A 23,627-nucleotide genomic window follows, 5' to 3' on the forward strand; every position below is an offset into this window, starting at 1 on the left:
GCAGCTCCTCTCAAGGCCGTCGGGCGCGGCCGATTGGGTTGCAGAATGCCACTATTTACAGTTTTGTCAATGAGGCTTTGGGGCGATCACCCTAGAAATGGCAACGGTCGCCCGAGGTCACGCGCGTTGCCGCCGTTTCCAGAATTTCCAGCCCGCCTTGCCGCTCAGCACCCCGGCGCGGAACATCCGGACCGAGAGGAAGATGACGAGCGCGACCCAGAGCAGCTGCCAGCCGAGCGCAAGCAGATGGACCGCCTTCGCATCGTCGGTCGCGGCGCGCGCCGCCATCGCGAAGGGCGACGAAAAGGGAAAGATTTCGGCGAAGCGCGCGAGCGGGCTGCCCGGCGCGCTCGCGGCGGCCGAAGAGAGGCTGAACATGCCGACCTGAAAGATGGTGATCGGCAGGCTGAGCATCTGGATTTCGCGCACCGTTCCTGCCTGCGCGCCGACACCGAGGAACACCGCGCCGAGCAGCAGGAAAGCCATGATGAAATAGACGAAGCAGATGCCGACGAAAAAGCCCCAGCCGGTAGCCGGCACCGCGAGCATCGCCGCGACCGGCTTGCCCGCGCCTGCCGCCGAGAGCGTGGCCGGGTCGATCTGGGTTGCCGCGATCAACCCGCCTCCTGCCGCAATCGCAAGCCAGAAGGCGATAAACAGCACCGCGACGCCGAGCATGCCGAGCAACTTGCCGAGAAAGACGCTTTCGAGCGGCACCGCGGCGGCGAGGATTTCGATGACCTTGTTGCCCTTTTCCTCTGCCAGCGAACTGACGGTCTGCCCCGCGAGCAGCAGCGTCATCAGGAAGATCGCAAAGACCGCGCCGAAGCCCATCGACTGCTGCACGGCGATGCTCGTCCCGCCGCTGCGGACCGATTCGAAATGCGGTGCGACCGGCGGCACCGCGCCGGCGGCGCGGTCGCGCAACACCTCTTCCGCGAGCAGCGCGAGATAGCGGCCCGAGCGGCTACCCTCCTCGCGTTCGACGATGCGCGGCGCGGCGAGCGGGCCGACCATCACCGCATAGGTGTCGGCGCCCTTTTCCTGCGCGATGACCAGCGGATCATCGCCCTTCGGCGAGGCGATCCGCACGTCGAGCGTCGCGGGACCGCGGCCGCCCAGCGCGTCGCGCAAGCGCGTGTCGGCGCTGCGCAGCGCCGCGACATCGCCGGCGTCGGCGACAACGACGATCCGCCCTGCGCCGCGCGCGCTGTCGGCGAGCTGCGATGCACCGAGGCCGCCGACCAGGCTCATGCCGAGCATGAACAGCGGTGCGAGCAGGAAGAGGAGAAAGGTCGGCGTCGCCACGATCGCAAGAAAGTCGCGGCGCGCGACGACAGCCATATTTTTCAGAAAGGGAGTCATGCGCTTGCCTCCGCAGCGGCTTCTTCGGCGGCGTCGGCGGCGAAGCCCGCGTCGACCTGGCGCACGATATGGACGAAGGCATCGTGCAAGCCGGGGCGGGCGATCGACAGGCCGGCGACGCCATGCCCGCTGGCGGTGATCCGCGCGAGCAGCGGTTCAACCCCCGCGTCGTCGATCGCAAAATGCCAAGCGTCGCCGCGCCGCTGCGCATCGGCGGGCAGCAGCGCCGCGATCACGCCATCGTCGGCGCCGGTGCGCGGTGCGTAGCGCACCTGCATCGGCAGCAGCGCGCGCGCCTCGTCGACCGTGCCCTCGAAGCGGCGCTGCGACCGCGCGATGATCGCGAGCCGGTCGCATAGTCGCTCGGCATGCGCCATCACATGGGTGGAGAAAAGGATCGTCGCGCCGCGATCGCGTTCGCGCCGCACGAGCGTTTCAAGCCGCTCCTGATTGACCGGGTCGAGTCCCGAAAAGGGTTCGTCGAGCACGATCAGGTCGGGAGCATGGACGATCGAGCCGATGAGCTGAACCATCTGGGCCATGCCCTTCGACATCTTGCGGATCTTTTCGTCGATGACGCGTTCGAGCCCGAGTTCGGCCATGAAGGTCGCGGCGCGGCGGCGACCTTCGCCCCAGTCGAGCCCGCGCAGCGCCCCCATGAAGGCGATCGCCTCGCGCGCCTTCATACCGGGATAGAGGCCGCGTTCTTCGGGCAGATAGCCGATGCGGTGGCGCACCGATTGCGGCTTGTGGCTGCCAAAGAGGCGGCTCGTCCCCTCGTCGGGATCGATGATGCCCAGCGTCATGCGCAGGCTGGTGGTCTTGCCGGCGCCATTGGGACCGAGAACGCCATAGATGCTGCCGACCGGTACCTCGAGGTCGACATGGTCGACTGCCTTGAATTCGTCGAAATATTTGGTGAGGCCGCGCGCCTCCACGCAATAATCGGTCAAACGCTGGTCCCCGCTCGCTGAATCGGCCTGCATATCATCACTGTATCATCGCTCTATGGCACGGCCCGCCGCCTGTCGTATAGGGGCGCAATGCTTTCCAATGCCTTGCCCCCGATCGAAGAGCGGCTCGCGGCCACCGCGCGCGCGCATGGCTTCGCGGCGTTCGGCATCGCGCGCGCCGACGCGGCGCCGCAAACCGCGGCGCGGCTGGCGCAATGGCTCGCCGACGGATGCCACGGCGACATGATCTGGATGGAAAGCCGCGCCGAACAGCGCGGATCGCCGCAAGGGCTGTGGCCCGAGGTGCGGTCGGTGATCGCGCTCGGCATGAGCTATGCCCCCGGCACCGATCCGCTGGCGCTCGCTGGGGCATCCGACCGCGGCCGCATCTCGGTCTATGCGCAGGGAGCCGACTATCATGACGTCGTCAAAAAGGCGCTGAAGCATGTCGCGCGCTGGCTCGTCGCCGAGGCGCCGGGCGCCGAGGTGAAGGTCTTTGTCGACACCGCGCCGGTGATGGAAAAGCCGCTCGCCGCCGCTGCCGGGCTCGGCTGGCAGGGCAAGCACAGCAATATGGTCAGCCGCGAGCATGGCAGCTGGCTGTTTCTGGGCGCGATCTACACCACGCTCGATCTCGTGCCTTCGGTTCCCGGACGCGACCGGTGCGGCAGTTGCACCGCCTGTCAGCAGGCATGCCCGACCGCGGCCTTTCCCGCGCCCTATCGCGTCGATGCCCGCCGCTGCATCTCCTATCTGACGATCGAGCATGATGGACCGATCCCGACCGAATTCCGGCGCGCAATCGGCAACCGCGTTTATGGCTGCGACGATTGTCTGGCGGTGTGTCCGTGGAACAAGTTTGCCGACACCGCGGCGCGGCACCAGGCGTTTCTGCCGCGCGGCGAACTGGCGGCGCCCGCGCTCGCCGATCTGCTCGCGCTCGACGATACGGGGTTCCGGCAGGTCTTTTCAGGCTCGCCGATCAAGCGGATCGGGCGGGGCCGCATGGTACGCAACGCCGCGATTGCGGCGGGCAACAGCGGCGATCGCAGTTTGCGGCCGCGCCTGGTGGCGCTGGCAAGCGACACATCGCCGATGGTCGCCGACGCCGCGCGATGGGCGCTCGAGCAACTGGCGGACTGACGGCGGGAGACGGCGATCGCACCGCCCCCGCCCTCGCCGGTCCGCCTTCTTGCCTAGAACCCCCGCATGAAGGTCGCGGTGATCGGGGCAGTAATCGCGCCGATGACGAGTGCGACGACGATCGCCGCGACGACGATCAGGATCGTGTAGGTCATCGCCTTTTCCTGCGGCGCGCGCATCAGGCGGGGCAGGCCGAGGTAAAGGAGATAGAGGCCGTAGAGGCCGAGCAGCGACAGCCAGGAAAGTGCGGGCAGGATCGCGAAGATGCCCGCGACCCAGCTCGCGGTGCCCGAATAGGCCGCGACCTTGAACGCCTGGACGCGGTTCTGTGTCGCACCGAAGCTGGGGGCGAGCGCGTCGATGATGAGCGCGAGGATGAAGACCCCGATCAAGGTCGTTGCATATTGCACGACGGCCGAGGCGACGGCCGAGCCGACCGAGGGGCGATAGGTGAAGCCCATTACCGAAAAGCCGAAGGCGAGCATGCCGATCAGCCCCGCCACAGCGGGAATCGCCGCCAGCGGGATGATATAGCGGCGATAAAGGCCGCCGATCGTTTCGGCTTCGCCGTCGATCACTTCCCACTCGCGCGCGGGCTGGAGCAAGATATTCTTCACGCGATCGACGATCGAGCGCGGCTGCTGGTCATTCCCTGTCATAGTCGGTCTCCACCCAATGGCTGAACCGCGACCCCGGATGTCTCCCCCGATGGACCGCGATAGTCTCGCATTCGGGGATAGGGCGCAAGGGTGTGGATTGCTGTGCGCAGGCGCACAGCACCGACTACCAGCGGTTGCGCACTTCTTCGGCAAAGCCCGTGAGCCCGGCAATGTCGAGCGCGCTGCCGTCGTCGAGGATGATGCGCCCTGAAAAGCGGCCGAAAACCTGATCCTGCACCGTCCTGAACAGGCCGAGGTTGGTGCTGTGGTGGCGATTGACGATCGGGTCCATCGTCATTTCGAACCGTCCGTCGTTGCTCGTGAAGCGCCACGGCCCTGTGTCGGGTCCGCCCGCCGGCATATGAAAGGCGATGCGGTCGAGCTTGTGCGCGGTGCCGTCGACGAAGACCATATTCTCCGATGCCGCCGCCGTGTCGCCGAAGCCGTAACCGATGTTGAAGCCGATGCGGCGTCCGTCCGTCATTCCCGAGGCCGACCCCCAATACCAGACATTGTCGTAGGTCCAGACGCCGCGCCCCCAGTCGAGCACGCCGGAGGCGCGGTCGGGGCTGAAGCTATGGAGGGTGTTCCCCACGCGAATCTCGCCCTCGGCGGCGAGGCAATTGATTTTCTGATTATAATAGAAGGCCCTTGGCGCCCCCGAGAAAGGCGTGGCGATCACAATGCGGTCCATGGGCGGCTGCGCGAGCCATAATTCGCCCGCGAGACCCTGTCCGCCGCCGAAATTCGGGGCCTCGACCGTCAGCCGCCGGCCGCCCGGTTCATGCCGGAAGCGCAGCAGCATGCCGCCGCGGCGCTGTTCGATATCGCCCGCATCGGCGCTTTCGGGCAGCCGCATGCGGCCCATCGGCCAGGGGATCACCGCACCGTCGTTGATCGCGGTTCGAGCCGCCAGATCCATCCACGACACGCCGAGGAAGCCCAGATAGCCATTGTCAGCGACGGTCAGCGCGATCCCGAAGGCGTCGGTGAGGATGCAATAATAGTCCCACTCCTTGATCCGCAGCTTGCCCGCCGCGATCCGCGCACGGTCGTAGCGGCGCACCTCGGCGGTCGCCCAGCCGCGTTCGGCGAGCTGCCCGCGCGCGTCGAGCAGCGGTCCTGCTCCCATTCTTGTCTGCATCCTCGCCTCCCCTGCGGGGCCGTCTATGCCAGCTGCGCACGGTGGCTGGCAACGAGCGGTGCATCTGATAGGCTGCGCGCGACGCAGGATGCAGGAGGATGGCATGGCGCAAGGCAGCGCGCGAATCGGCAAGGACCGCTATCGCACCGAGATCGATGTCGGCGGCCATGCGCTGATCGCCGACGAGCCGCCCGCGCTCGGCGGCGGCGCGGTGGGCCCGGCGCCCTATGATCTGCTGCTCGCGAGCCTGGGCGCGTGCACCGCGATCACGCTGCGTATGTATGCCGACCGCAAGGGCTGGCCGCTCGAATCGGTCGAGGTCGGCCTGCGCCTGTCGGGGCGCGAGGAGAAGCGGATCGACCGCACGCTGGCGATCGTCGGGCTCGACGACGAACAGCGCGCGCGCATGGCCGACATTGCCGAGCGCACGCCGGTCACGCTGACGCTGAAGGCCGGGCTGCCGATCGCCACCACGCTCGCCTGACGGCGCGGCGCGCGGTGCCTGCGGAGCGCATCGTTTACGCCACTTTTACCACTGTCGGTGCATGACATCCCCGATGTTTGCGACTGGGGACAAATGATGGACAGCATGCGCGGACTGCTTTCGGGCAGCCACGATCAGGACGATGGCGCGATCGATGCGCCGCCGGCTGTCGGTGTCGACGAACGGCGGATGCAGGTGCGCGCCTATAATCATTGGGCATCGCTGCTTGCCGACCGCGCCTATCCGTCGGTCGAGGATCTCGACCTCGACGGCGCCGACTTCGGGCCCAATGCGGTGCTGCTCGATTTTACCGCGGGTATCGAAAATCCGGGCATCTCCTATCTCGGCGACCGGCTGCGTGAAGAATCGCAGATCGACGAGGATGTCCATTATATCAGCCAGATTCCGGGGCGGTCGCTGCTGTCGCGGCTGACCGACCATTATCTCCAGATCATCGCCAACCGCGCGCCGATCGGCTTCGAGGCCGAGTTCGTCAACGATCGCGGCATGACAATCATGTACCGCGGCATCCTGCTGCCCTTTTCGTCCGACGACGACACCATCGATTTTATCATGGGCGTCATCAACTGGAAGGAAGCGGTTGCCGCAGAGCAGGCTGAAGAGCTGCAACTGTCGGTCGAGCAGGCGCTGCGCAGCGCTGCGCCGCTGACCGCACCCGTGCCAGTGTGGGCCGACGGCCCCGATTCGGAGCAGATCGACGACGAAGCGGCGCCGGGCTTCGCCGCGCTCGGCGACGTCCTGCCCGAAGCGGTTGCCTTTGGCGATGTGATGCTGCTGACCGAGCGCTTCGACGATCCTGTAGTACCGGCTGCCAAGGGTGATGATGCCGCCAACGAGACTGTCGAAGATGGCGCGGCCGGACCGGGTGAAGATGCCGAGCTGGCCGACTGGCTGGCGCTGGCGCGCGAGACCGCAGAACGCGCGATGGCGGCCGACAGCCGCAGCCGCAGCGCGCTCTATCAGGCGGTTGGCAAGGCGTGGGATTTCGCGCTCGCCGCCGAAGCGAAGCCCGACGCCTTCGCCGAATTGCTCGAGGATGCGGGGCTGCAGGCGCAGGAGCGTGCGCCAATGACGCCAGTCGTCAAGCTGGTGTTCGGCGCCTCCTACGACAAGACGCGCCTCGCCGAATATGCCTGCGTGCTCGGCCATGCGAAGGACGCGGGGTTGGAGCGCGGGTCGCTTCCCGCCTATCTCGACCGCTATCCGGGCGGGCTCAAGGGTCTGGTCAAGGATACGCGCGCGCGCCGCAAGCCCGCGGGCGATGCAGCGGCGAAGGTTGACGAGCAACTGGCGGCGCTGCGCACCGCGCACCCGGCGCTGATCCTGGAGCATGATGCGGGCGATGCCGAATTCGTGGTGCTGATTGCGCGCGCGATGCCCGGCGGACACATCGGCATCGTCGCCAAGGCGGCCGACGATCCGGCGCTGGTTGCGAAGCTGGCGAAGAAGGCAATCGCGATCAGCCCGGCCGATTGACCCGAGTAGCGTAACAGACAATCCAAAAGTTGAAATAATTTTGCGCGGCATGCGCGGGGGGTCTTGAGCCTTTCGCGGCGCGGGCGCATAGGGAGCCGTAGCGCAAGGCGCCGCCGTCCCCCCGGCGGATGCTCGCTTCAACTTGGTCCGGGATGCTGCAACCCTATGCCTGAAAAATCGACTGAAGACACCGCAGCCAGCACGTCGCCGGCGGCGCAAGTTCCTGCGAAATTCGCCAAGGCCTATCAGGCCGCCTTGCAGGGCAGCGCGCTGCCCGGCGAGAGCGACGACCTCGATGCCAAGGCGCTGGCTGAAGCGGGCGAATTCGCCGCCCGCGCGTCGCTCGACCGGGCGCCGGGCCAACCGTCGTTCCTGCTTGAGCCGGTGGCGGCTGACGGCACTGACCGCCGGATGCGCCTGGTCGTCGTCAACGACGACATGCCCTTCCTCGTCGATTCGACCTCGCAGATCGCGGGCGCGCAGGGTCTTGCCGTGCACCGCATCCTCCACCCGGTGGTTTCGGTCGAGCGCGACGCGAAAAATCATCTGACCGCGGTCGACGCCGGCAAGGACGGTGCGCGCGAGTCGGTCATCTATATGGAGCTCGAACGCGGCGACGCCCGCGCCCGGCGCCGTCTGCTCGATGCGCTCGAAGCCTCGCTCGCCGATGTGCGCGCTGCGGTCGCCGACTGGAAGGCGATGCGCGCCGCGATGCTCGCCGATTCGACGATGCGCGCCGACGGCGATGGCGCCGAGCTGCTGCGCTGGTTCGAAAGCGGCGCGATGACGCAGCTCGGCCATGAATGGCGCACGCGCGACGGCAAGCGCCACGACCCGCTGGGCATCTGTGCCGCGGGGACGAGCGAAATCCTGTCCGAAACCGCACTCGAAGCGGCCTTTGCCTGGTTTGAAAAGGGCCGCACGGCGCCGCTCCTCATCAAGTCGAACCGCCTGTCGTCGGTGCATCGCCGCGTGCTGCTCGATCTGGTCGTCGTTCCCGAGATGAAGGGCAAGACGGTCGAGCGCCTGTCGATCCATGCGGGTCTTTGGACCAGCGCCGCGCTGTCGACGCCGCCCGCCAAGGTGCCCGTGCTGCGCGCGCAGCTCGAGGCGCTTATGGCCAAATTCGGCTTCGACCCCGGCGGCCACGCGGGCAAGGCGCTCGCGCACGCTTTGACCGCGCTGCCCCACGACTTGCTGATCGCGTTCGACGCCGAATCGCTCGAAGAGTTGGTGCTCACCTCGATGTCGATTACCGATCGCCCGCGCCCGAAGTTGGTGATGATACGCAGTCCGCTCGGCCGCCATCTCTTCACCTTTGTCTGGTTGCCGCGCGACGAGGTGTCGACGGGTCGCCGGCTGGCGATCGAGTCGCTGCTGGTGCGCGAGGCCAAGGCGGGGGTCATAGGCTGGACGATGGCGCTCGAAGATGGCGGCGCTGCCTTGCTGCGCTACACGCTCGACCTGCGCGGCGGCGGCATCGTGCCCGATACCGAAGCGCTGAACGCTCAGCTCGAACAGATGGTGCGCGGCTGGCAGCCCGAAGTCGAAGGCGCGCTGGCGCGCCGCGGCGATCCGGGCCGCGCGGCGGCGCTTGCGGCGCGCTTCGCCCCGCTGTTCCCCGCCAATTACCGCAATCTCTATAATCCCGAAGAGGCGGCGCGCGACATCCTGCGTCTGCGCGACCTCGATGCCGACCGCCCGCGCAATGTGCGGCTGGCGAAAAAGAGCCTCGACGGCGACGACCGGCTGCGGCTGAAGGTCTATAGTGCGGCCGGACCGCTCGCGCTGTCGGACGTGGTTCCGGCGCTCGAACATTTCGGGTTCGAGGTGCTCGAGGAAATCCCGACCGAATTGCACGTCCATGGCGGCGGTGAGGGCGATGCCGAGGCAACCTTCATCCACGATTTTTCGCTGCGCTTGCCCGCCAATGTCGACGAAACCGCCCTGATGCCGCATGTGGAGACGATCGAGGGCGCGATTGCCGCGGTGCTCGATGGCAAGGCCGAAAACGACGCGTTCAACCAGCTCGTGCTGGTGACGCAGACCGATCCACAGGCGATCGTGTGGCTGCGCGCCTGGTTCCGCTACATGCGCCAGGGCGGATCGAGCTATGGCATGGATACGGTGGTGGCGGCGCTGCGCGGCGCCCCGGCGCTGACCGCCGCGCTCGTCGATCGCTTCCGTGCGCTCCATGACCCCCAGGCAAAGGATGCGGCGCGCGCCGAAGAGCTCGCCGCCGAAATCCAGACCGGCTTTGCAGCGATCCAGTCGATCGACGACGACCGAATCCTGCGCCTGTTCCATGCGGTGATCGGCGCGACGCTGCGCACCAACGCCTTTGCGCCCGCGGCGGCCGAGGCGCTGGCGTTCAAGATCGATTCGAGCCTGGTTCCGGGGCTGCCCAAGCCGCTGCCGTGGCGCGAGGTGTGGGTGTACAGCCCGCGCGTCGAGGGCATCCATCTGCGCGCCGGCCCGGTCGCGCGCGGTGGCCTGCGTTGGTCCGACCGGCGCGACGACTTCCGTACCGAAATTCTGGGGCTGATGAAGGCGCAGCGCGTCAAGAACGCCGTCATCGTCCCGACCGGCGCGAAAGGCGGCTTCTATCCCAAGCAGTTGCCGAGCCCGGCCGAGGATCGCGACGCCTGGTTCGCCGAAGGCACCGAATGCTATCGCATCTTCATCCGGTCACTGCTGTCGATCACCGACAATATCGTCGGCGGCAAGGTGGTGCACCCCAAGGGCGTCGTGATCCGCGATGGCGAAGACCCCTATTTCGTCGTCGCCGCCGACAAGGGTACCGCGACCTTCTCCGACGTCGCCAACGGACTTGCGATGGAGCGTGACTTCTGGCTCGGCGATGCGTTCGCGAGCGGCGGGTCGAAAGGCTATGACCACAAGGCGATGGGCATCACCGCCAAGGGCGCGTGGGTTTCGGTCCAGCGTCACTTCGCCGAAATGGGCATCGACGTGCAGACCGACACGATCCGTGTCGTCGGTTGCGGCGACATGTCGGGCGATGTGTTCGGCAACGGCATGCTGCTCTCGAAGGCGATCAAGCTGTGCGCGGCCTTCGACCATCGTCACATTTTCCTCGATCCCGATCCTGATCCGGCCAAGAGCTGGAAAGAACGCGACCGCATGTTCAAACTGCCCCGGTCGAGCTGGGACGATTATGACAAGAAGCTGATCTCGAAGGGCGGCGGCGTTTTCGCGCGCAGCCAGAAGAGCATCCCGCTGACCCCCGAGGTGCAGGCGCTGCTGGGTCTTTCGGTTGCTGAAATCGACCCCGCCGGACTGATCTCCGCCATTCTGCGCGCGCCCGCCGATCTGCTGTGGTTCGGCGGCATCGGCACCTATGTGAAGGCGGCGGGCCAGAATAATGCCGAGGTCGGCGATCCCGCCAACGACGCGCTGCGCGTCGATGCCGAGGATCTGCGCGTCCGCGCGGTGGGTGAGGGCGCCAATTTGGGCGTCACGCAGGCCGCGCGTATCGCCTTTGCGGCGAAGGGCGGGCGTATCAACACCGACTTCATCGACAACAGCGCCGGCGTCGACTGTTCGGATAATGAGGTCAACATCAAGATCGCGCTCAACCGCGAGATGGCCGAAGGCCGGCTGAGCCAGGATGATCGCGACGCGCTGCTCGTCCGCATGACCGACGATGTCGCGGCGCTGGTGCTCGAGGACAACCGACTGCAGGCGCTCGCGCTGTCGATCGCCGAAAAGGGTGGCGCTGCCGCGGTGCCGTCGCTGGTGCGGATCATGGAGACGTTCGAAGCATCGGGCCGGCTCGACCGCAAGGTCGAAGGGCTGGCGGCGAACGACGAGCTGCTGCGCCGCTCGGCCGAAGGGAGCGGGCTGACGCGGCCCGAACTCGCCGTGCTGCTATCGACTGCGAAGCTGGCGCTGCAAGACGCGATCGAAGCGAGCGCCTTGCCCGACGATCCCGCGCTGGCGAGCGACCTTGCTGCGGCCTTCCCTGCCGAGATGCAGCGCGATTTCGCGGGGGCGATCGCCGATCACCAGCTGCGCCGCGAGATCATTGCGACCAAGCTTGCGAACCGCATCGTCAACCGCATGGGCATCGTCCACCCGCTCGAACTGGTCGAAGAAGAGGGCTGCTCGCTGGGTGAGGTCGCGGCGGCGTTCGTCGCCGTCGAACGCTTGCTCGACATGAAGGGGCTGTGGGCGTCGCTCGACAGCGCGGGGATAAACGAATCCATCCGCTTGTCGCTGTTCAGCCAGGCCGCCTCGGCGATGGCATCGCAGATGGCCGACCTGCTGCGCGTCAGCCCCGGCCTGGCGCAGCCGGGCGCGCTCGTTGCGCGGCTCGAACCCGGCGTCGATCGCCTGACCGCGACAGTCGACACGCTGCTCAGCGCGTCGGTGCGGCGTCAGTGGGACGCGCTGGCGCAGCAGCTGCTCGACGCCGGCGCGCCCGAGGCGCTGACCGCGGCGGTCGTCCGCCTGTTCAAGACCGACGGCGCGATCGGAATCGTCGACCTTGCCGAACGGCGCGGCGACGATGAGGTCGGGGTGACGCGGGCCTTCACCCATCTGGGCGACGCGCTCGGGCTCGACTGGGCGCAGACGCTGGCGGCGCACATGAGTCCTGCCGACCCGTGGGAACGCCTGCTCGTCAACAGCCTGGCGCGCGATTTCCAGCAGATGCGGCTGAGCTTCCTCGCGGGGTTGCCCAAGGGCGATCTCGATGCCGGGGTCAGCAAATGGCTGGAAGCGAACGGACCGCGCGTCGCGCAATTCCGCACGACGGTCGACCGCGCGCGCACCATCCCCAATCCCAATGGCGCGATGCTGTCGCACATTGCGGGGCAGGCGCGCGGGCTGCTCGGCCGGTAACAGGTCTGACCCTCCCCTTAGGGGGAGGGCTTCAGGAGGCTCTATGCCGTTCCAACCGCGCGTCGCGATCCTCGTCCCGGCACCCGATTATGAGGAAAATTGGCGGCCCGCCTTCGCGCGCAAGGCGGCGGCGCTGGCGGCGGCCGGGTTGGCGGTCGAGCAGCGCGTCTGGACCGATCCCGGCGACCTGACCAGGTTCGACCTGATCCTGCCGCTGTTCGCCTGGGGTTACCAGCGCGACGTTGCCGTCTGGTATGCGCTGCTCGACCGGCTCGCGGGATTGCCCGTCGTCAATCCGGTGCCGGTGCTGCGCTGGAACAGCGACAAGGCCTATCTTGCCGAGCTTGGCGCGAAGGGCGTTGCGGTGGTGCCGACGGTCGAGGTCGCGGCGCTGGACGACGTATCGCTGGCGCAGGCGCGCGCGGCGCTCGGCGTGGAAGAGGTGGTAGTGAAGCCCGCGATTTCGGGCGGTGCCGACGGGACGCACCGTATCGCGCCCGGCGCCCCGATCCCCGCCGATGGGCTGGGACGCCGCCGCCTTGTTCAGCCGCTGATGCCCGGCATCCTCGCCGACGGGGAGTATTCGCTCTTCTTTTTCGGCGGCGCCTTCAGCCATGCCATCGTCAAGCGCCCCGCGTCGGGCGATTTCCGCGTCCAGGAACAGTTCGGCGGGCGCGAGACGGGATGGGAAGCGAGCGAGGCGGCGCGCCTGCTCGCCGCCGCGGCGCTTGCCGCCGCGCCCGCGCCGCCCGTCTATGCGCGCGTCGACATGGTCGGCGATGCGGCGGGCGTGCTGCACATCATGGAACTCGAGCTGATCGAGCCATCGCTGTTCCTGCATCATGCCGGCGACAAGGGCGCGGCCTTCGGGCAGGCGGTTTACGCCGCCGTCTGATCGCCAAGGAGTGCATGCCACAGCCATTGGCGGATTGCCGAGGTCAGGTTCGGCGGATCGGGGGCCTCCATCCGTTCGACGTCGATCCGCGCGACGAGCGCATTGACCGGCAGGCCGCGCTGCACCGCCGAGACTTCCAGCGCGTCCCAGAAGACGGGCTCGAGGCTGATCGACGTCGGGTGCCCTGCAATCGTAACCGAGCGTTTGACGGGGGGGTGATAGGAGGCGGTCATCGCGCTGGTTTACAACCGGCGCGGCAAATGCGGATACGAATTATTTGGGGTAGATCGCCGGCGGGCCATTCGTAAAATGCCGCGCGGTTCCGGCGCAACGGCAGGCAGGCCCATGACAGCACCCATTCAGACGCTCACCGAAAAGGAAAAGGAGACGCTGCGCCTGCTTGTCGATGGGCACGATGCAAAATCGATGGCGCGGCAACTGGGGCTTTCGGTGCATACGATCAACGAACGGCTGCGCGATGCCCGCCGCAAGATGGCGGTGTCGAGCAGCCGCGAGGCGGCGCGCAAGCTGCGCGCGATAGAACATCGCCCCCCCGAAAAATTTGCGGACAAGCCTTTGGGGGAAGCCCCAGCAGCGGCCGGCGTGAGAGATGGTGCTCCACATGCCGGAAAGCGCCGCTCGGTGCGGCTGCTCGGCCTGGTAGCTGGAGCTATTCTCATGTCGCTTGCCCTTGCTTTACTCGCCTTTTCCTCGGTGACCGGAACCGGCGGTCCGCCCGCCGCGGCGCCGCCTGCTGCGCCGACCGAAAGCGCGGCCGCCGACGCGGCGCGCGCCTGGCTTGTGCTGGTTGAGAAGGGCGACTGGAAGGCAAGCTGGGAGGCGACCGGACAGTCGTTCAAGGCGCTCAACACCGTCGAAGCCTGGGCCAATGCGGGACGGCAGGTGCAGGGGCCGCTCGGGGCCGCAAGATCGCGCGTCCTGATTGGCGACGAATATGTCCCCGCGCCGCCCGAAGGCTATCGCATGGTCAAATTCCGTACCGATTATACGAACAGGGCGGGCGTGATCGAAACGCTTTCGCTGGTGCGCGAAGGCGATACGTGGCGGGTCGTCGGCGTAACGGTGGACTGAAGCGAGGAACAAGGCCCTCTCCCCATGAAAAGGGGGGAGGGTCTTGAGCCAGGGCGCGCGCGCTCAATACATATGCTGTCCGCCGTTGATCGACATCGTCGATCCGGTGACGAAGCCTGCGTCCTCGCTGCACAGAAAGGCAACCCCGCGGGCGATTTCTTCGGCGTGGCCGAGACGCCCCACAGGAATTTTCGCGACGATCTTTTCAAGGACCGGGGCGGGGACGGCGGCGACCATATCGGTGTCGATATAGCCGGGCGCGATCGCGTTGACGGTCACCCCCTTCTTGGCGCCTTCCTGCGCCAGCGCCTTGGTAAAGCCGTGGATGCCCGATTTGGCGGCGGCATAGTTGACCTGGCCATATTGGCCCGCCTGGCCGTTGATCGACCCGATGTTTACGATGCGGCCCCAGCCGCGTTCGACCATGCCGCCAAAGGTCGCCTTGGCCATGTTGAAACAGCCGCCCAGATTGATGCGCATGACGTCGTTCCAGTCGTCGAAGGTCATGCGCGCCAGCGTGCCGTCGCGGGTGATCCCGGCGTTGTTGACGACGATGTCGATCGGGCCGAGGTCGGCGGCAACCTGCGCGCAGCCGTCGAGGCAGGCCTGATGGTCGCCGACGTCCCAGCGATAGGCGGGGATGCCGGTGCGCTCGGTGAAGGCGCGCGCTTTTTCGTCATTGCCTGCATAATTGGCGGCGACGCGCACGCCCATATCCTTCAGCGCCAGCGAAATGGCCTCGCCGATGCCGCGGCTGCCGCCGGTGACGATTGCTACGCGTGTCATGAATTCGCTCTCCCACACAATCTTGCTTCGTTGTTGATTAGGGCGCGCGCGAAGCGGCCGCAAGTTGACCGGAACGTCAATCGCGCGGCTTTGCGGGGAAAGTTTTTCAGTTTCCGGTCAGTGCCTTCAGCGCCGCAAAATTTCCGACGGCAAGATCGGCCTTGCGGATCGCGAGGATCAGGCTGGCGCCCTGCGCGGGCGCGATGCCGGTCAAGGCGCTTGCGGGCAATTCGACGAGCATCGCGTCGCGCTCCTCGTCGAAGCCGGGTGCATAGTGGCGCGGCTGCCCGCCTACGAGAGGCGCCTCGGCGGCGGCGAGTGCGGCCCAGACGGGTTCGAAGAGCGCCCGGGCCGGGGCCGAAAGCGAATCGGGGTCGGCGCACCAGCGATGGCGCGCATGATCGAAAAGCAGCGCGCGATAGTCGCTGACCCACAGCTCGGCATCCGGATGGTGGCGCGTCAGCGGCAAAGTGATCGATTCGGTGCGGTCCTCGCCGCTTTCGGCATCGCTTTCGATCACCACCCGCGACCAGTGGATCGCGTGCAGCGCGGTCATCACTGCGGACGCGTCCGAGGCCGAGAAGCCGGCCTGCCCCGCGCTTTCGTCGATGATCGCCAATATCTCGCGCGCGCGCTCGGCCGCGTCGCGGTTGGTTGCGGCGGCATCGGCCAGCGCCTCGGTCAGCTCGTCGCTCGCGTCGGGCGGCGGCGCAGTGCCGGTTTCAAGGGTGGGCAGGCGCGCGGCGAGCAGCGCCGCCAGCCCGGTCATCGTCGGCCAGTCGAACGGATGAAAGGCAGGATCGGCAAGATCATAGCCAGTGGCCGCGAAAAAGGCTTCGGCGGCGTCCGCCCCGGCCAGCGTGCCGGGCGCATCGGCGCCGCGGACGTCGACCGCCCATTCGGGAAAGGCCCGCACCGCGAGCCGGTGCAGCGCCTCGTCTTCGAGCCCGGCGGGACGGAAATAGGCGCGGCCGACTGGCTTGGGTGCCGCGCGTGGCGGTCCCACCTCGGGCAGATGGAGCGCCGTCGCCGCGCCCGTTTCGGGATGGACGAAAAAGGCGAGTGCGCCGGTGCGCGGGCCCAACCCGTCCCAGAGTCCGGCAGGCAAATCGGCACAGGCGATCTGGGCGATAAAGTCGGCATCGGTGCCCTCGATCCGCGGCCACGGCATCGCGCCTGGCAGACGCGGGCGCCCGCCGACCCAGTTGTGCGTCAGAATCGCGTCGCGCGGCGGGATTTGCGCGACCAGTCGCGCCTGGCTGGCAGGCACGGCGTGACCAGCTGCGGGACTGTCCATGATGGGCAATGGCTCGGATGCGCCGTGCGCCTGCGCCTCGACGGCCTGAACCTGCGCCGCCAGCATCTCTTCGATCGGTTCGGGCGGCAAGGCGTCTGAGGGCGTGTCGGTTTCGGCGGCTATTGGAGCGACCTCGGTCGGCGGTTCGTCTTCGGGCAACGGGTCATAGACCGGTTGGGCGCGCAGCCGCGCGAGGCGCGCGGGCGCGATTTCGACGGGCTCGATTTCAGGCTCGGCGCGGCGCGGCAGCCGCGGCATGCGGATTTCGCGCGGCATTCTGGGGGCCTTGGGCAGCGTAACCTGCGGGCGGGGGCGGCGTATCCACCAGACGATGGCGACCGCGATCAAAAAGGCCAGGGTCAGGCCGGCGAGCGTCATGGCTGCCCGGTCGAGTTCGCTCATCGCATGTCTCCGCGCGGGTGCCGGCGCAATATACCGGAAGCCGCTGGATACACAGCTTAAGACGCAGAGTTAAACAGGAGGTAAGCGCCCGCTATTTCAATGCCATCCGGCGAGTTCACGCCGCACCAGCACCTCAAGCATAGCCATTCCTGGCGGGGTGTCGTTGAGGCAGGTCAGATAGGCGAAGTCGCGCCCGCCCGCCGCCTCGAACTGCTCCTTGCCGCGGATCGCGAGCTCTTCGAGCGTCTCGAGGCAATCGGCCGAAAAACCCGGTGCGAAAATCGCCACACGGCGCCCCTCGCGGCCGAGCCGTTCGAGCAGCGCGTCGGTTGCGGGTTCGAGCCACTTGGCGCGTCCGAAACGCGACTGGAAGGCAATCTCGACCGGCCGCCCGATCGCTTCGGACAGCAACCGCGCGCTCTTCACGCACTGGCAATGATAGGGGTCGCCCAGATGCAGCGTCCGTTCGGGCATGCCGTGAAAACTGGCAACGAGCGTATCGGGCGCGAAATCGAGCGCGGCGATCCCCGCCTCGACCGACGCGGCAAGTGCCGCGATATAGGCGGAATCGTCGTGATAGGGCGGCAGGAAACGCAGCGTGGGTTGCCAGCGCAGGCGCGCAAGATGCGCACCGACCGCATCGACAACCGTCGCCGTCGTCGCGGCGCAATATTGTGGATAGAGCGGGGCAATCAGGATGCGGCGGCACCCTTCGCCGACAAGTTCGTCGATCGCGCCGCCGATTGCCGGAGCGCCATAGCGCATCGCCCAGGATACGCGGACATCGTCGCCCAGCGCCGCCTGTAACGCTCCGGCCTGGCGCCGGGTGATCGCGGCGAGCGGCGAGCCTTCGTCGGTCCACACCTGCGCGTAGGCGTGGGCCGACTTTTTCGGGCGCGTGTTGAGGATGATGCCGCGCAGGATCGGCTGCCACAGCAGCGGCGGGATTTCGACGACGCGCGGGTCGGACAGGAACTCGCGCAGATAGCGGCGTACCGGACCTGGTTCGGGAGCGTCGGGGGTGCCGAGGTTGACGAGCAGCACGCCGATGCGCGGCGCGGGTACCGCGAGATGGGAAAGGGGGCGTTCGATCATAGCGGATCGGGCGATAGCGGAAGGCGGCGGATTCGGCGACCGGTTGCGGCGAACATTGCATTGGCGATCGCCGGCGCGACGACGGGCACGCCGATTTCGCCGACGCCGCCGGGATCGCGGTCGCTGTCGATGAATTCGACGACGATCTGCGGCACTTGCGACAGGCGGGGCAGGCCAAGCTGGCCGAGCTTGCGGGCGGTCGCGATGCCGCCGTCATAATCGGTCGTCGCGCCGACCGCGGCGGCGAGACCGAAGACGAGCCCGCCCTCGATCTGCTGGCGTGCGATCGCCGGATTGACGAGCCGCCCGGCGTCAACGACGGCGACGAGCTGTTCGACCTGCAGCCCCCGGTCGCTGGGCCGGGCGGTGGCGACGAGCGCGATGTGGCTGCCGCGCATCGAATGGCAGGCAAGGCCCTGCGCCGTGCCCGAAAGCCCGCCTTCCCATCCGGCGAGGCTGGTCGCAGTGAGCAGGCAGCGGGCGAGGAGCGGCGCCTGTCCAAGCATCGCCATCCGGTACGAAAGTGCGTCCGATCCGGCGCGTGCCGCCATTTCGTCGATGAAACATTCGGTGAAGAAGGCGGTGTAGCTGTCGGCGTTGCCGCGCCAGCGCGCGGTCGGCAGGCCTATGTCGGCGGGGCAATGATCGACCGCGAAATGGCGGAAATTATAGGATCCGCCCGCGCCCTCGACCGCTGCGGCGTCGGGCGTTCCCGCCGCCTCGCGCTGCGCGACGTCAGCCGGGGTTCCGTCGAACAGCCGCGCGCGGAATTCATGGTTCGTCGATGGCACCGCGATCCGCGCGACGAGCGCGTCGATCCCGCCAGCGGCGTCGAGCGTCGCATAGATTTTGGCGCGTGCCGGCGCGCGCGGAATGTCACGCATGATTTCTTCGGCGCGCGACCAGGCGAGCTGCACCGGGCGCTTGATCTGCGTCGCGATGATCGCCGCCTGCACCGCGACGCTGTGATCGAGACAGGCGTCGAACGATCCGCCCGCCATCATCGGGAACAGTGTCACCTTGCCCGGCGGCAATCCGACTGCCCGCGCGACCGCGTCGCGGCACTGGGCGGGCGCCTGTGTCGCAACCCACAGGCGCAGCCGGTCGCCGTCGGGAGCGGCGGTTGCGGTGCGCGTCTCGATCGGTGCATGAAGCGCGGGCGCGACGGCGTAATGCGCCGCAACCTTGGTGCGTCCCTCCATCGCCTCGGCGACGTCGCCTTTTTTGGCGATGCGATAGCCATCAGCCTTGAGCGCGGCCTTCAGCGCCTGGTCGATGCCGGCGCTCGAAATCGGCGGCCCGGTGGTTTCGAACTGCGGTGCGAAGCGGTCGAGCGCGCGATTCGCGGCCCACCAGTTGCGCGCGACGGTTGCAATCCAGCGGTCGTGGAGCACGATGTCGAGCAGGCCGGGCGACGCCATCCCCGCCTTGCGGTTGATGCTCTTGAGCCGGGTGGCGCCGAACGGTCCCTGGCGGATCGCGGCGAAAACCATGTCGGGAAGGCGGATGTCGCCGGCGAAATTGGCCGACCCGTCAACCTTTGCCGGCAGGTCGAGCCGCGTCAGTTCCTTGCCGTAGAGCGGGTCATTGTTGTTGGCGCGATAGACGGGTTCGGCCGGAGGATCGAGCGTTGCGGCCACCGCCGCGACGTCGCCGAAGCGCAGCTTGCGGTTCTTCCAGGTGACGAAGCCATCCTGCGTGTCGCAATCCTGCCAGTCGGCGTCCCACCGCTTCGCTGCCGCCATCATCAGCAGCGTGCGGGCCTGCGCCGCGGCGTCGCGACACGGCCCCTCGAACATGCGGATCGACGAGCTGTTGGCGGTCAGCATCACCGCATGGCGCACCGCCCATTCGCGTCGGACCCAGCTGCGCACATCGGCGACGACATCGGGCACCAGCGCGCGCGGCATGAAGGTGGCGCTATCCTCGTCGACGAGCAGTGTGTTGGTATAGAGCGGGTTGATCGGCGCGGTTTCGACGGCGATGGTGCGCCAGTCGGCGCCGAGCTCGTCGGCAATGATCTGCGGCAGCAGCGTGGTGACGCCCTGCCCCATTTCGCATTGCGGCACGACGACGGCGATATGCCCGTCGTCGCCGATCTTCAGAAAGGCGTTGAAGATATGTTCGTCGGGCGCAGCGGTCAGATTGGGCGCATAATGACGCGGCCAGAGTGACCAGGCCAGCGCAAGGCCGCCCGCAGCGGTGGCGCCGACGAGCAGCGACCGGCGGCTGACATGCGGCAGGCGCGATTTCTTTGTCCCCACTTTGTCCCGAATGCCGGTCATCCCCGCTGCTGATAATCGCGGCGAGTCGGCGACGCAAAGCCTTTCGTAGGGGCTAGCGCAGCAAGCCCAGCCGCGGAATCTCGATCTTGGGGCAGCGGTCCATGACGACGACCAGGCCGGCCTTGTCGGCGCGCCGCGCGGCGGCTTCGTCGATGACGCCGAGTTGCATCCACACCGCTTTCGCCCCGTGGACGATCGCATCGTCGACGGCAGCGCCCGCGTCGGCGCTGTTGCGGAAGATATCGACGATCTCCGCCGCCGGCTCGACATCGGCGAGCGTCGCGACCACCGGCGCGCCGTGGATCGTCTTGCCGGCATGGCCGGGATTGACCGCGATCACATCGTGGCCCTGCGCGGCCAGGAAGGCGAGCACGCCGTTCGAGGGGCGTGCGGGATTAGGCGAGGCGCCGACGATGGCGATGCGGCGCGGCCTTGCGAGCAGGGCGCGAATTTCAGCCTCGTCGTTGATCGCCATCATATGCCCTTTCGCGCCGCGAGCCACGCCGCGACCTTTGCGGCTATCGCGTGGAACGGCTCGCCCAGCGGATCGGTTCCGGCCGCGGGCGGGACGCCGCCGTCGCTCGCGAGGCGGATGCCCATCGACAGCGGCACGCGGCCGAGAAAATCGAGCTCCATTTCCTTCGCCGCGGTCTCGGCACCGCCGCTTCCGAACGGGTCGCTGACCTCACCGCAATGCGGGCAGGCATAGCCGGCCATATTCTCGACGACGCCGATGATCGGCACTTCGGCCTGCTCGAACAGCGACACGGCGCGCGCTGCGTCCATCAGCGCCAGATCCTGCGGCGTCGAGACGACGACCGCGCCGGTGGGCTTGTGCTTCTGGATCATCGTGAGCTGGACGTCGCCGGTGCCGGGGGGCAGGTCGACGACGAGCGTATCGATATCGCCCCAACTTGCGTCGATCAGCTGTTCGAGCGCGCGGCCCGCCATCGGGCCGCGCCAGGCGATGGCCTGACCCGGCGCGGCGATGTGGCCGGTCGACAGCATCGGAACGCCATAGGCGCTCTGCACCGGCGAGAGCTTGGATCCGCGCGCTTCGGGCTTCACGCCCTCGCTGTCCATCAGGCGCGGCTGCGACGGACCGTAGATGTCGGCATCAACCAGTCCGACCTTCACTCCGGTGCGGCGCAGCGCGACGGCAAGATTGGCGGCGAGCGTCGATTTGCCGACCCCGCCCTTGCCGCTGCCCACCGCGATGATCGTCATCGCCTTGCGCTCGGCGGTCATGGCAACGCGGACGCTGGTAACGCCGGCACGGGCGAGCAGGCCCGCGCGGAGCTTTTCCTCGAGCGGCTTGCGCTCGTCTTCGGCGAGCCCGGTGACATCGAGCACGATCGCGAGCGTGCCCTGATCGTCGAGATAGCGAAGCCCCGACGTGCGGCCGCCGGTCAGATCGGTGGCGAGACTGGCAAGGATGGCGATATCGGTCATGTCCGCGGCAGATAGGGATAAGCGGGGCGATTGCCACCCATTTTCGCCTGGCCCCCCTGTTAATCGCGCGCGCCGCCCTTATAAAAGCATTCATGAGCAACAAAAGTGATGGCAGCATGGGAGGCCGCGCCCCGCAGGGAGTGCGGCAATTTTTCCATCAGATTGCGCTGATGGCGAACAGTCCGTGGGGCAATGGCCCGAAGGATAACGGCGATGGCGATGACCGGTCGGGTCCGCGCAATCCCTGGGTGACGCCCGATCCCGCCGACGGACTGCGCGGGCGCAAGCCGCGCGGCCCCTCCGCGCTCGACGAACTTCTGCGCAAGGGGCGCGGCGGCTTTGGCGGCGGCGGTTCGGGTGGCGGCGGCGGCAATCTGCAGATGCCCGAATCGGCGCGGCTGTGGAAATGGGGCGTTGGCGCGCTTGTCGCCGTGTGGTTCCTGTTTTCGTCCTTCCACATCATACCGCCCGAAAAGGAAGGCGTCGTTACCCGGCTCGGCAGCTATTCGCGTACCGTCGGACCCGGCGTGAAATTCACCTGGCCGGCGCCGATCGAGCGCATCCGCATGGAAGACGTGCGCGCGATCCGCACGATGCAGGTCGGCTCGCCCAATGCAAGCGACGAAAATTTCGTCCTCACCCGCGACCAGAGCATCGTCGATCTGGCCTATGAAGTGCGCTGGTCGATCCGCGACCCCGAACTCTACATCTTCCAGCTCGCCGATCCCGACGGCACCATCCGCGAGGTCGCCGAAAGCGCGATGCGCGCGACGGTCGCCAATTTCGACCTGGTGCAGGCGATCGGTCCCGGCCGGGTCGAGATCGAGACGCAGGTTCAGCAGCGCATGCAGGCCCTGCTCGATCAGTATCGCGCCGGCGTGACAATCCAGGGCATCGCGATTCGCCAGGCCGATCCGCCGAAGCAGGTCGACGAGGCGTTCAAGGAAGTGACCGCGGCGCGGCAGGAACGCGAGTCGTCGATCAACCTGGCGCGTGCTTATGAACAGCAGGTGCTCGAACGCGCACGCGGTGACACCGCGGCGTTCGACAAGATTTACGAACAATATAAGCTGGCGCCGGGCGTGACCCGCAAGCGGCTATATTATGAAACGATGGAGAATGTTTTGTCGAACGTCGACAAGACGATTGTCGAGGCGCGCGGCGTCACCCCCTATCTGCCGCTGAGCGAAGTTCAGCGGCGCTCGCGCGCGGCGTCCGACGCCGCGTCCGATGCGGCGAAGGGAGGCCAGTGATGTTCGAATCGATCACCCGCCATCCGATGCGGCTGCTCGTCGGCCTCGTCGCCATTCTCGTGATCCTGTCGCAGACGCTGGCGATCGTTCCCGAAGACAAGCAGGCGCTGATCCTGCGCTTCGGCGAAATCGAGCGCACGGTGAATCGCTACAAGGCGAACGAGGAATTCGGCCGGTCGGGTGCGGGCCTTGTCCTGCGCGTGCCGTTCACCGATGGGATCCAATATATCGACAAGCGCATTCTGGGCATCAACATGGAGCGCCAGCAGGTGCTCTCCACCGATCAGCAACGGCTGCAGGTCGATGCCTTCGCACGCTTCCGCATCACCAACCCGGTGCGCATGTACACCGCGATCCGGACCGAGGATAAATTGCAGCAACAGCTGGCGACAATCCTCGGCTCGTCGCTGCGCAACGAACTCGGCAAGCGGACCTTCGCGACCCTGCTCTCGCCCGAACGCGGTGCGGTGATGGACAATATTCAGGTCGCGCTCAATCGCGAGGCGCACAAATATGGCGCCGAAATCATCGACGTGCGGATCAAGCGCGCCGACCTCCCCGAAGGCGCAACGCTGCAGGCGGCCTATGACCGCATGCGCACCGCGCGCCAGCAGGAAGCGATCGCGATCCGCGCCGAAGGGCAGAAGGAAGCGCAGATCATTCGCGGTAACGCCGATGGCGAAGCCGCGCGCATCTATGCCGCCAGCTTCGGCAAGGATCCCGAATTCTATGATTTCTATCGCGCCATGCAGAGTTATCGTCAGACATTCCTGGGTGAGAATAACAAGGGCGGAACGTCGATCATCATGTCGCCCGACAATGAATATCTGAAGCGTTTCAGCGGCGGATAGCGGCCGGACGGCGGATGAACCGGACGTGCAGTCGCCGTTCATGTTCAATTGCCGTTCAGCCGCACGGCCCCAAATGAAGCCTGCCGGGGTCCTTGGGTTTTTTCGCAAGAG

At 67.2% G+C, this 23,627-nt stretch carries 19 protein-coding genes; 8 read left to right on the forward strand and 11 right to left on the reverse strand.

All coding sequences use genetic code 11. The features are described from left to right. Positions 1–117: 117 nt before the first annotated feature. Together L0963_RS15715 and L0963_RS15720 are read right to left on the reverse strand one after the other, a co-directional pair. The gene (locus L0963_RS15715; RefSeq protein ID WP_234180470.1) at positions 118–1,365 is read right to left on the reverse strand and encodes an ABC transporter permease; all 1,248 of its coding nucleotides are present in this window, start codon (positions 1,363–1,365) and stop codon (positions 118–120) included. Beyond that, positions 1,362–2,351, reverse strand: coding sequence for an ABC transporter ATP-binding protein (locus L0963_RS15720; RefSeq protein ID WP_062901428.1), 990 nt, complete (start codon positions 2,349–2,351; stop codon positions 1,362–1,364). The genes L0963_RS15715 and L0963_RS15720 overlap by 4 nt, the downstream gene beginning before the upstream one ends. Positions 2,352–2,408: 57 nt before the next feature. Between L0963_RS15720 and queG the strand changes: the two genes are divergently transcribed. After that, entirely contained in the window at positions 2,409–3,461 is a 1,053-nt protein-coding gene (queG, locus tag L0963_RS15725) for a tRNA epoxyqueuosine(34) reductase QueG (RefSeq protein ID WP_062901429.1), read from the forward strand. A 53-nt stretch (positions 3,462–3,514) separates the two neighbouring features. On the opposite strand, the gene L0963_RS15730 is transcribed toward queG, so the two are convergent. Both L0963_RS15730 and L0963_RS15735 read right to left on the reverse strand, forming a co-directional pair. Beyond that, complete coding sequence (locus tag L0963_RS15730; RefSeq protein ID WP_062901430.1) at positions 3,515–4,120, reverse strand: Yip1 family protein; 606 nt, start codon at positions 4,118–4,120, stop codon at positions 3,515–3,517. Positions 4,121–4,244: 124 nt separating this feature from the next. Next, positions 4,245–5,264, reverse strand: coding sequence for a DUF2804 domain-containing protein (locus tag L0963_RS15735; RefSeq protein ID WP_186401476.1), 1,020 nt, complete (start codon positions 5,262–5,264; stop codon positions 4,245–4,247). 103 nt (positions 5,265–5,367) lie between these two features. Here L0963_RS15735 and L0963_RS15740 point away from each other — a divergent pair, with 103 nt between their 5' ends. The 4 genes from L0963_RS15740 (at position 5,368) to L0963_RS15755 (ending at position 13,003) form a co-directional block, all read left to right on the forward strand. Next, the gene (locus tag L0963_RS15740) at positions 5,368–5,748 is read left to right on the forward strand and encodes an OsmC family protein (protein ID WP_062901432.1); all 381 of its coding nucleotides are present in this window, start codon (positions 5,368–5,370) and stop codon (positions 5,746–5,748) included. A 96-nt stretch (positions 5,749–5,844) separates the two neighbouring features. Continuing rightward, positions 5,845–7,245 carry a hypothetical protein gene (locus L0963_RS15745; protein WP_234180472.1) on the forward strand — a complete coding sequence of 467 codons (1,401 nt, stop codon included), beginning with the start codon at positions 5,845–5,847 and terminating at the stop codon, positions 7,243–7,245. A gap of 165 nt (positions 7,246–7,410) precedes the next feature. After that, positions 7,411–12,108, forward strand: coding sequence for an NAD-glutamate dehydrogenase (locus L0963_RS15750; protein ID WP_234180474.1), 4,698 nt, complete (start codon positions 7,411–7,413; stop codon positions 12,106–12,108). Positions 12,109–12,151: 43 nt separating this feature from the next. After that, the gene (locus L0963_RS15755) at positions 12,152–13,003 is read left to right on the forward strand and encodes an ATP-grasp domain-containing protein (RefSeq protein WP_186401478.1); all 852 of its coding nucleotides are present in this window, start codon (positions 12,152–12,154) and stop codon (positions 13,001–13,003) included. On the opposite strand, the gene L0963_RS15760 is transcribed toward L0963_RS15755, so the two are convergent. Next, positions 12,988–13,236 carry a ribbon-helix-helix domain-containing protein gene (locus L0963_RS15760; protein WP_062901435.1) on the reverse strand — a complete coding sequence of 83 codons (249 nt, stop codon included), beginning with the start codon at positions 13,234–13,236 and terminating at the stop codon, positions 12,988–12,990. The two genes, L0963_RS15755 and L0963_RS15760, sit on opposite strands and share 16 nt — an antisense overlap. Before the next feature lie 112 nt (positions 13,237–13,348). Here L0963_RS15760 and L0963_RS15765 point away from each other — a divergent pair, with 112 nt between their 5' ends. After that, positions 13,349–14,095 carry a helix-turn-helix domain-containing protein gene (locus L0963_RS15765; RefSeq protein ID WP_217372894.1) on the forward strand — a complete coding sequence of 249 codons (747 nt, stop codon included), beginning with the start codon at positions 13,349–13,351 and terminating at the stop codon, positions 14,093–14,095. A gap of 63 nt (positions 14,096–14,158) precedes the next feature. On the opposite strand, the gene phbB is transcribed toward L0963_RS15765, so the two are convergent. The 6 genes from phbB to L0963_RS15795 all read right to left on the reverse strand — a co-directional run bounded on the left by phbB (position 14,159) and on the right by L0963_RS15795 (position 21,412). Continuing rightward, positions 14,159–14,881, reverse strand: coding sequence for an acetoacetyl-CoA reductase (gene phbB, locus L0963_RS15770; RefSeq protein ID WP_086457969.1), 723 nt, complete (start codon positions 14,879–14,881; stop codon positions 14,159–14,161). Between the two features lie 106 nt (positions 14,882–14,987). Then, entirely contained in the window at positions 14,988–16,580 is a 1,593-nt protein-coding gene (locus L0963_RS15775) for a DUF1963 domain-containing protein (protein ID WP_234180476.1), read from the reverse strand. Positions 16,581–16,676: 96 nt separating this feature from the next. Then, positions 16,677–17,675: a ferrochelatase gene (hemH, locus tag L0963_RS15780; RefSeq protein ID WP_186401481.1), complete on the reverse strand. Its 999-nt coding sequence runs from the start codon at positions 17,673–17,675 to the stop codon at positions 16,677–16,679. Beyond that, positions 17,672–19,960 carry a xanthine dehydrogenase family protein molybdopterin-binding subunit gene (locus L0963_RS15785; RefSeq protein ID WP_217372892.1) on the reverse strand — a complete coding sequence of 763 codons (2,289 nt, stop codon included), beginning with the start codon at positions 19,958–19,960 and terminating at the stop codon, positions 17,672–17,674. Before L0963_RS15785 ends, hemH begins: the two co-directional genes overlap by 4 nt. A gap of 52 nt (positions 19,961–20,012) precedes the next feature. Next, entirely contained in the window at positions 20,013–20,435 is a 423-nt protein-coding gene (locus L0963_RS15790) for a CoA-binding protein (RefSeq protein ID WP_062901440.1), read from the reverse strand. Further along, positions 20,435–21,412 (reverse strand): Mrp/NBP35 family ATP-binding protein, encoded by a 978-nt coding sequence (locus L0963_RS15795; RefSeq protein ID WP_062901441.1) that lies wholly within the window; start codon positions 21,410–21,412, stop codon positions 20,435–20,437. Before L0963_RS15795 ends, L0963_RS15790 begins: the two co-directional genes overlap by 1 nt. Positions 21,413–21,504: 92 nt before the next feature. Between L0963_RS15795 and hflK the strand changes: the two genes are divergently transcribed. Together hflK and hflC are read left to right on the forward strand one after the other, a co-directional pair. Then, the gene (gene hflK, locus L0963_RS15800; RefSeq protein ID WP_082819862.1) at positions 21,505–22,665 is read left to right on the forward strand and encodes a protease modulator HflK; all 1,161 of its coding nucleotides are present in this window, start codon (positions 21,505–21,507) and stop codon (positions 22,663–22,665) included. Beyond that, a complete protein-coding gene (gene hflC, locus L0963_RS15805) occupies positions 22,665–23,516 on the forward strand; it encodes a protease modulator HflC (protein WP_062901442.1) in 852 nt (283 codons plus the stop codon). Before hflK ends, hflC begins: the two co-directional genes overlap by 1 nt. The last annotated feature ends 111 nt before the right edge of the window (positions 23,517–23,627 follow it).

The organism is Sphingopyxis sp. NFH-91 (assembly GCF_021401285.1).
Classification (GTDB): Bacteria; Pseudomonadota; Alphaproteobacteria; order Sphingomonadales; family Sphingomonadaceae; genus Sphingopyxis; species Sphingopyxis terrae_A.

What these genes read in the sequence shown, in the direction of transcription:
- L0963_RS15745 (WP_234180472.1), top strand. Translation starts at nt 5,845, where the DNA reads ATGGACAGCATGCGCGGACTGCTTTCGGGCAGCCACGATCAGGACGAT.
- hflC (WP_062901442.1), top strand. Translation starts at nt 22,665, where the DNA reads ATGTTCGAATCGATCACCCGCCATCCGATGCGGCTGCTCGTCGGCCTC.
- L0963_RS15715 (WP_234180470.1), bottom strand. Translation starts at nt 1,365, where the DNA reads ATGACTCCCTTTCTGAAAAATATGGCTGTCGTCGCGCGCCGCGACTTT.
- L0963_RS15730 (WP_062901430.1), bottom strand. Translation starts at nt 4,120, where the DNA reads ATGACAGGGAATGACCAGCAGCCGCGCTCGATCGTCGATCGCGTGAAG.
- L0963_RS15735 (WP_186401476.1), bottom strand. Translation starts at nt 5,264, where the DNA reads ATGCAGACAAGAATGGGAGCAGGACCGCTGCTCGACGCGCGCGGGCAG.
- hemH (WP_186401481.1), bottom strand. Translation starts at nt 17,675, where the DNA reads ATGATCGAACGCCCCCTTTCCCATCTCGCGGTACCCGCGCCGCGCATC.
- phbB (WP_086457969.1), bottom strand. Translation starts at nt 14,881, where the DNA reads ATGACACGCGTAGCAATCGTCACCGGCGGCAGCCGCGGCATCGGCGAG.
- queG (WP_062901429.1), top strand. Translation starts at nt 2,409, where the DNA reads ATGCTTTCCAATGCCTTGCCCCCGATCGAAGAGCGGCTCGCGGCCACC.
- hflK (WP_082819862.1), top strand. Translation starts at nt 21,505, where the DNA reads ATGAGCAACAAAAGTGATGGCAGCATGGGAGGCCGCGCCCCGCAGGGA.
- L0963_RS15765 (WP_217372894.1), top strand. Translation starts at nt 13,349, where the DNA reads ATGACAGCACCCATTCAGACGCTCACCGAAAAGGAAAAGGAGACGCTG.
- L0963_RS15790 (WP_062901440.1), bottom strand. Translation starts at nt 20,435, where the DNA reads ATGGCGATCAACGACGAGGCTGAAATTCGCGCCCTGCTCGCAAGGCCG.
- L0963_RS15740 (WP_062901432.1), top strand. Translation starts at nt 5,368, where the DNA reads ATGGCGCAAGGCAGCGCGCGAATCGGCAAGGACCGCTATCGCACCGAG.
- L0963_RS15775 (WP_234180476.1), bottom strand. Translation starts at nt 16,580, where the DNA reads ATGAGCGAACTCGACCGGGCAGCCATGACGCTCGCCGGCCTGACCCTG.
- L0963_RS15795 (WP_062901441.1), bottom strand. Translation starts at nt 21,412, where the DNA reads ATGACCGATATCGCCATCCTTGCCAGTCTCGCCACCGATCTGACCGGC.
- L0963_RS15785 (WP_217372892.1), bottom strand. Translation starts at nt 19,960, where the DNA reads ATGACCGGCATTCGGGACAAAGTGGGGACAAAGAAATCGCGCCTGCCG.
- L0963_RS15755 (WP_186401478.1), top strand. Translation starts at nt 12,152, where the DNA reads ATGCCGTTCCAACCGCGCGTCGCGATCCTCGTCCCGGCACCCGATTAT.
- L0963_RS15760 (WP_062901435.1), bottom strand. Translation starts at nt 13,236, where the DNA reads ATGACCGCCTCCTATCACCCCCCCGTCAAACGCTCGGTTACGATTGCA.
- L0963_RS15750 (WP_234180474.1), top strand. Translation starts at nt 7,411, where the DNA reads ATGCCTGAAAAATCGACTGAAGACACCGCAGCCAGCACGTCGCCGGCG.
- L0963_RS15720 (WP_062901428.1), bottom strand. Translation starts at nt 2,351, where the DNA reads ATGCAGGCCGATTCAGCGAGCGGGGACCAGCGTTTGACCGATTATTGC.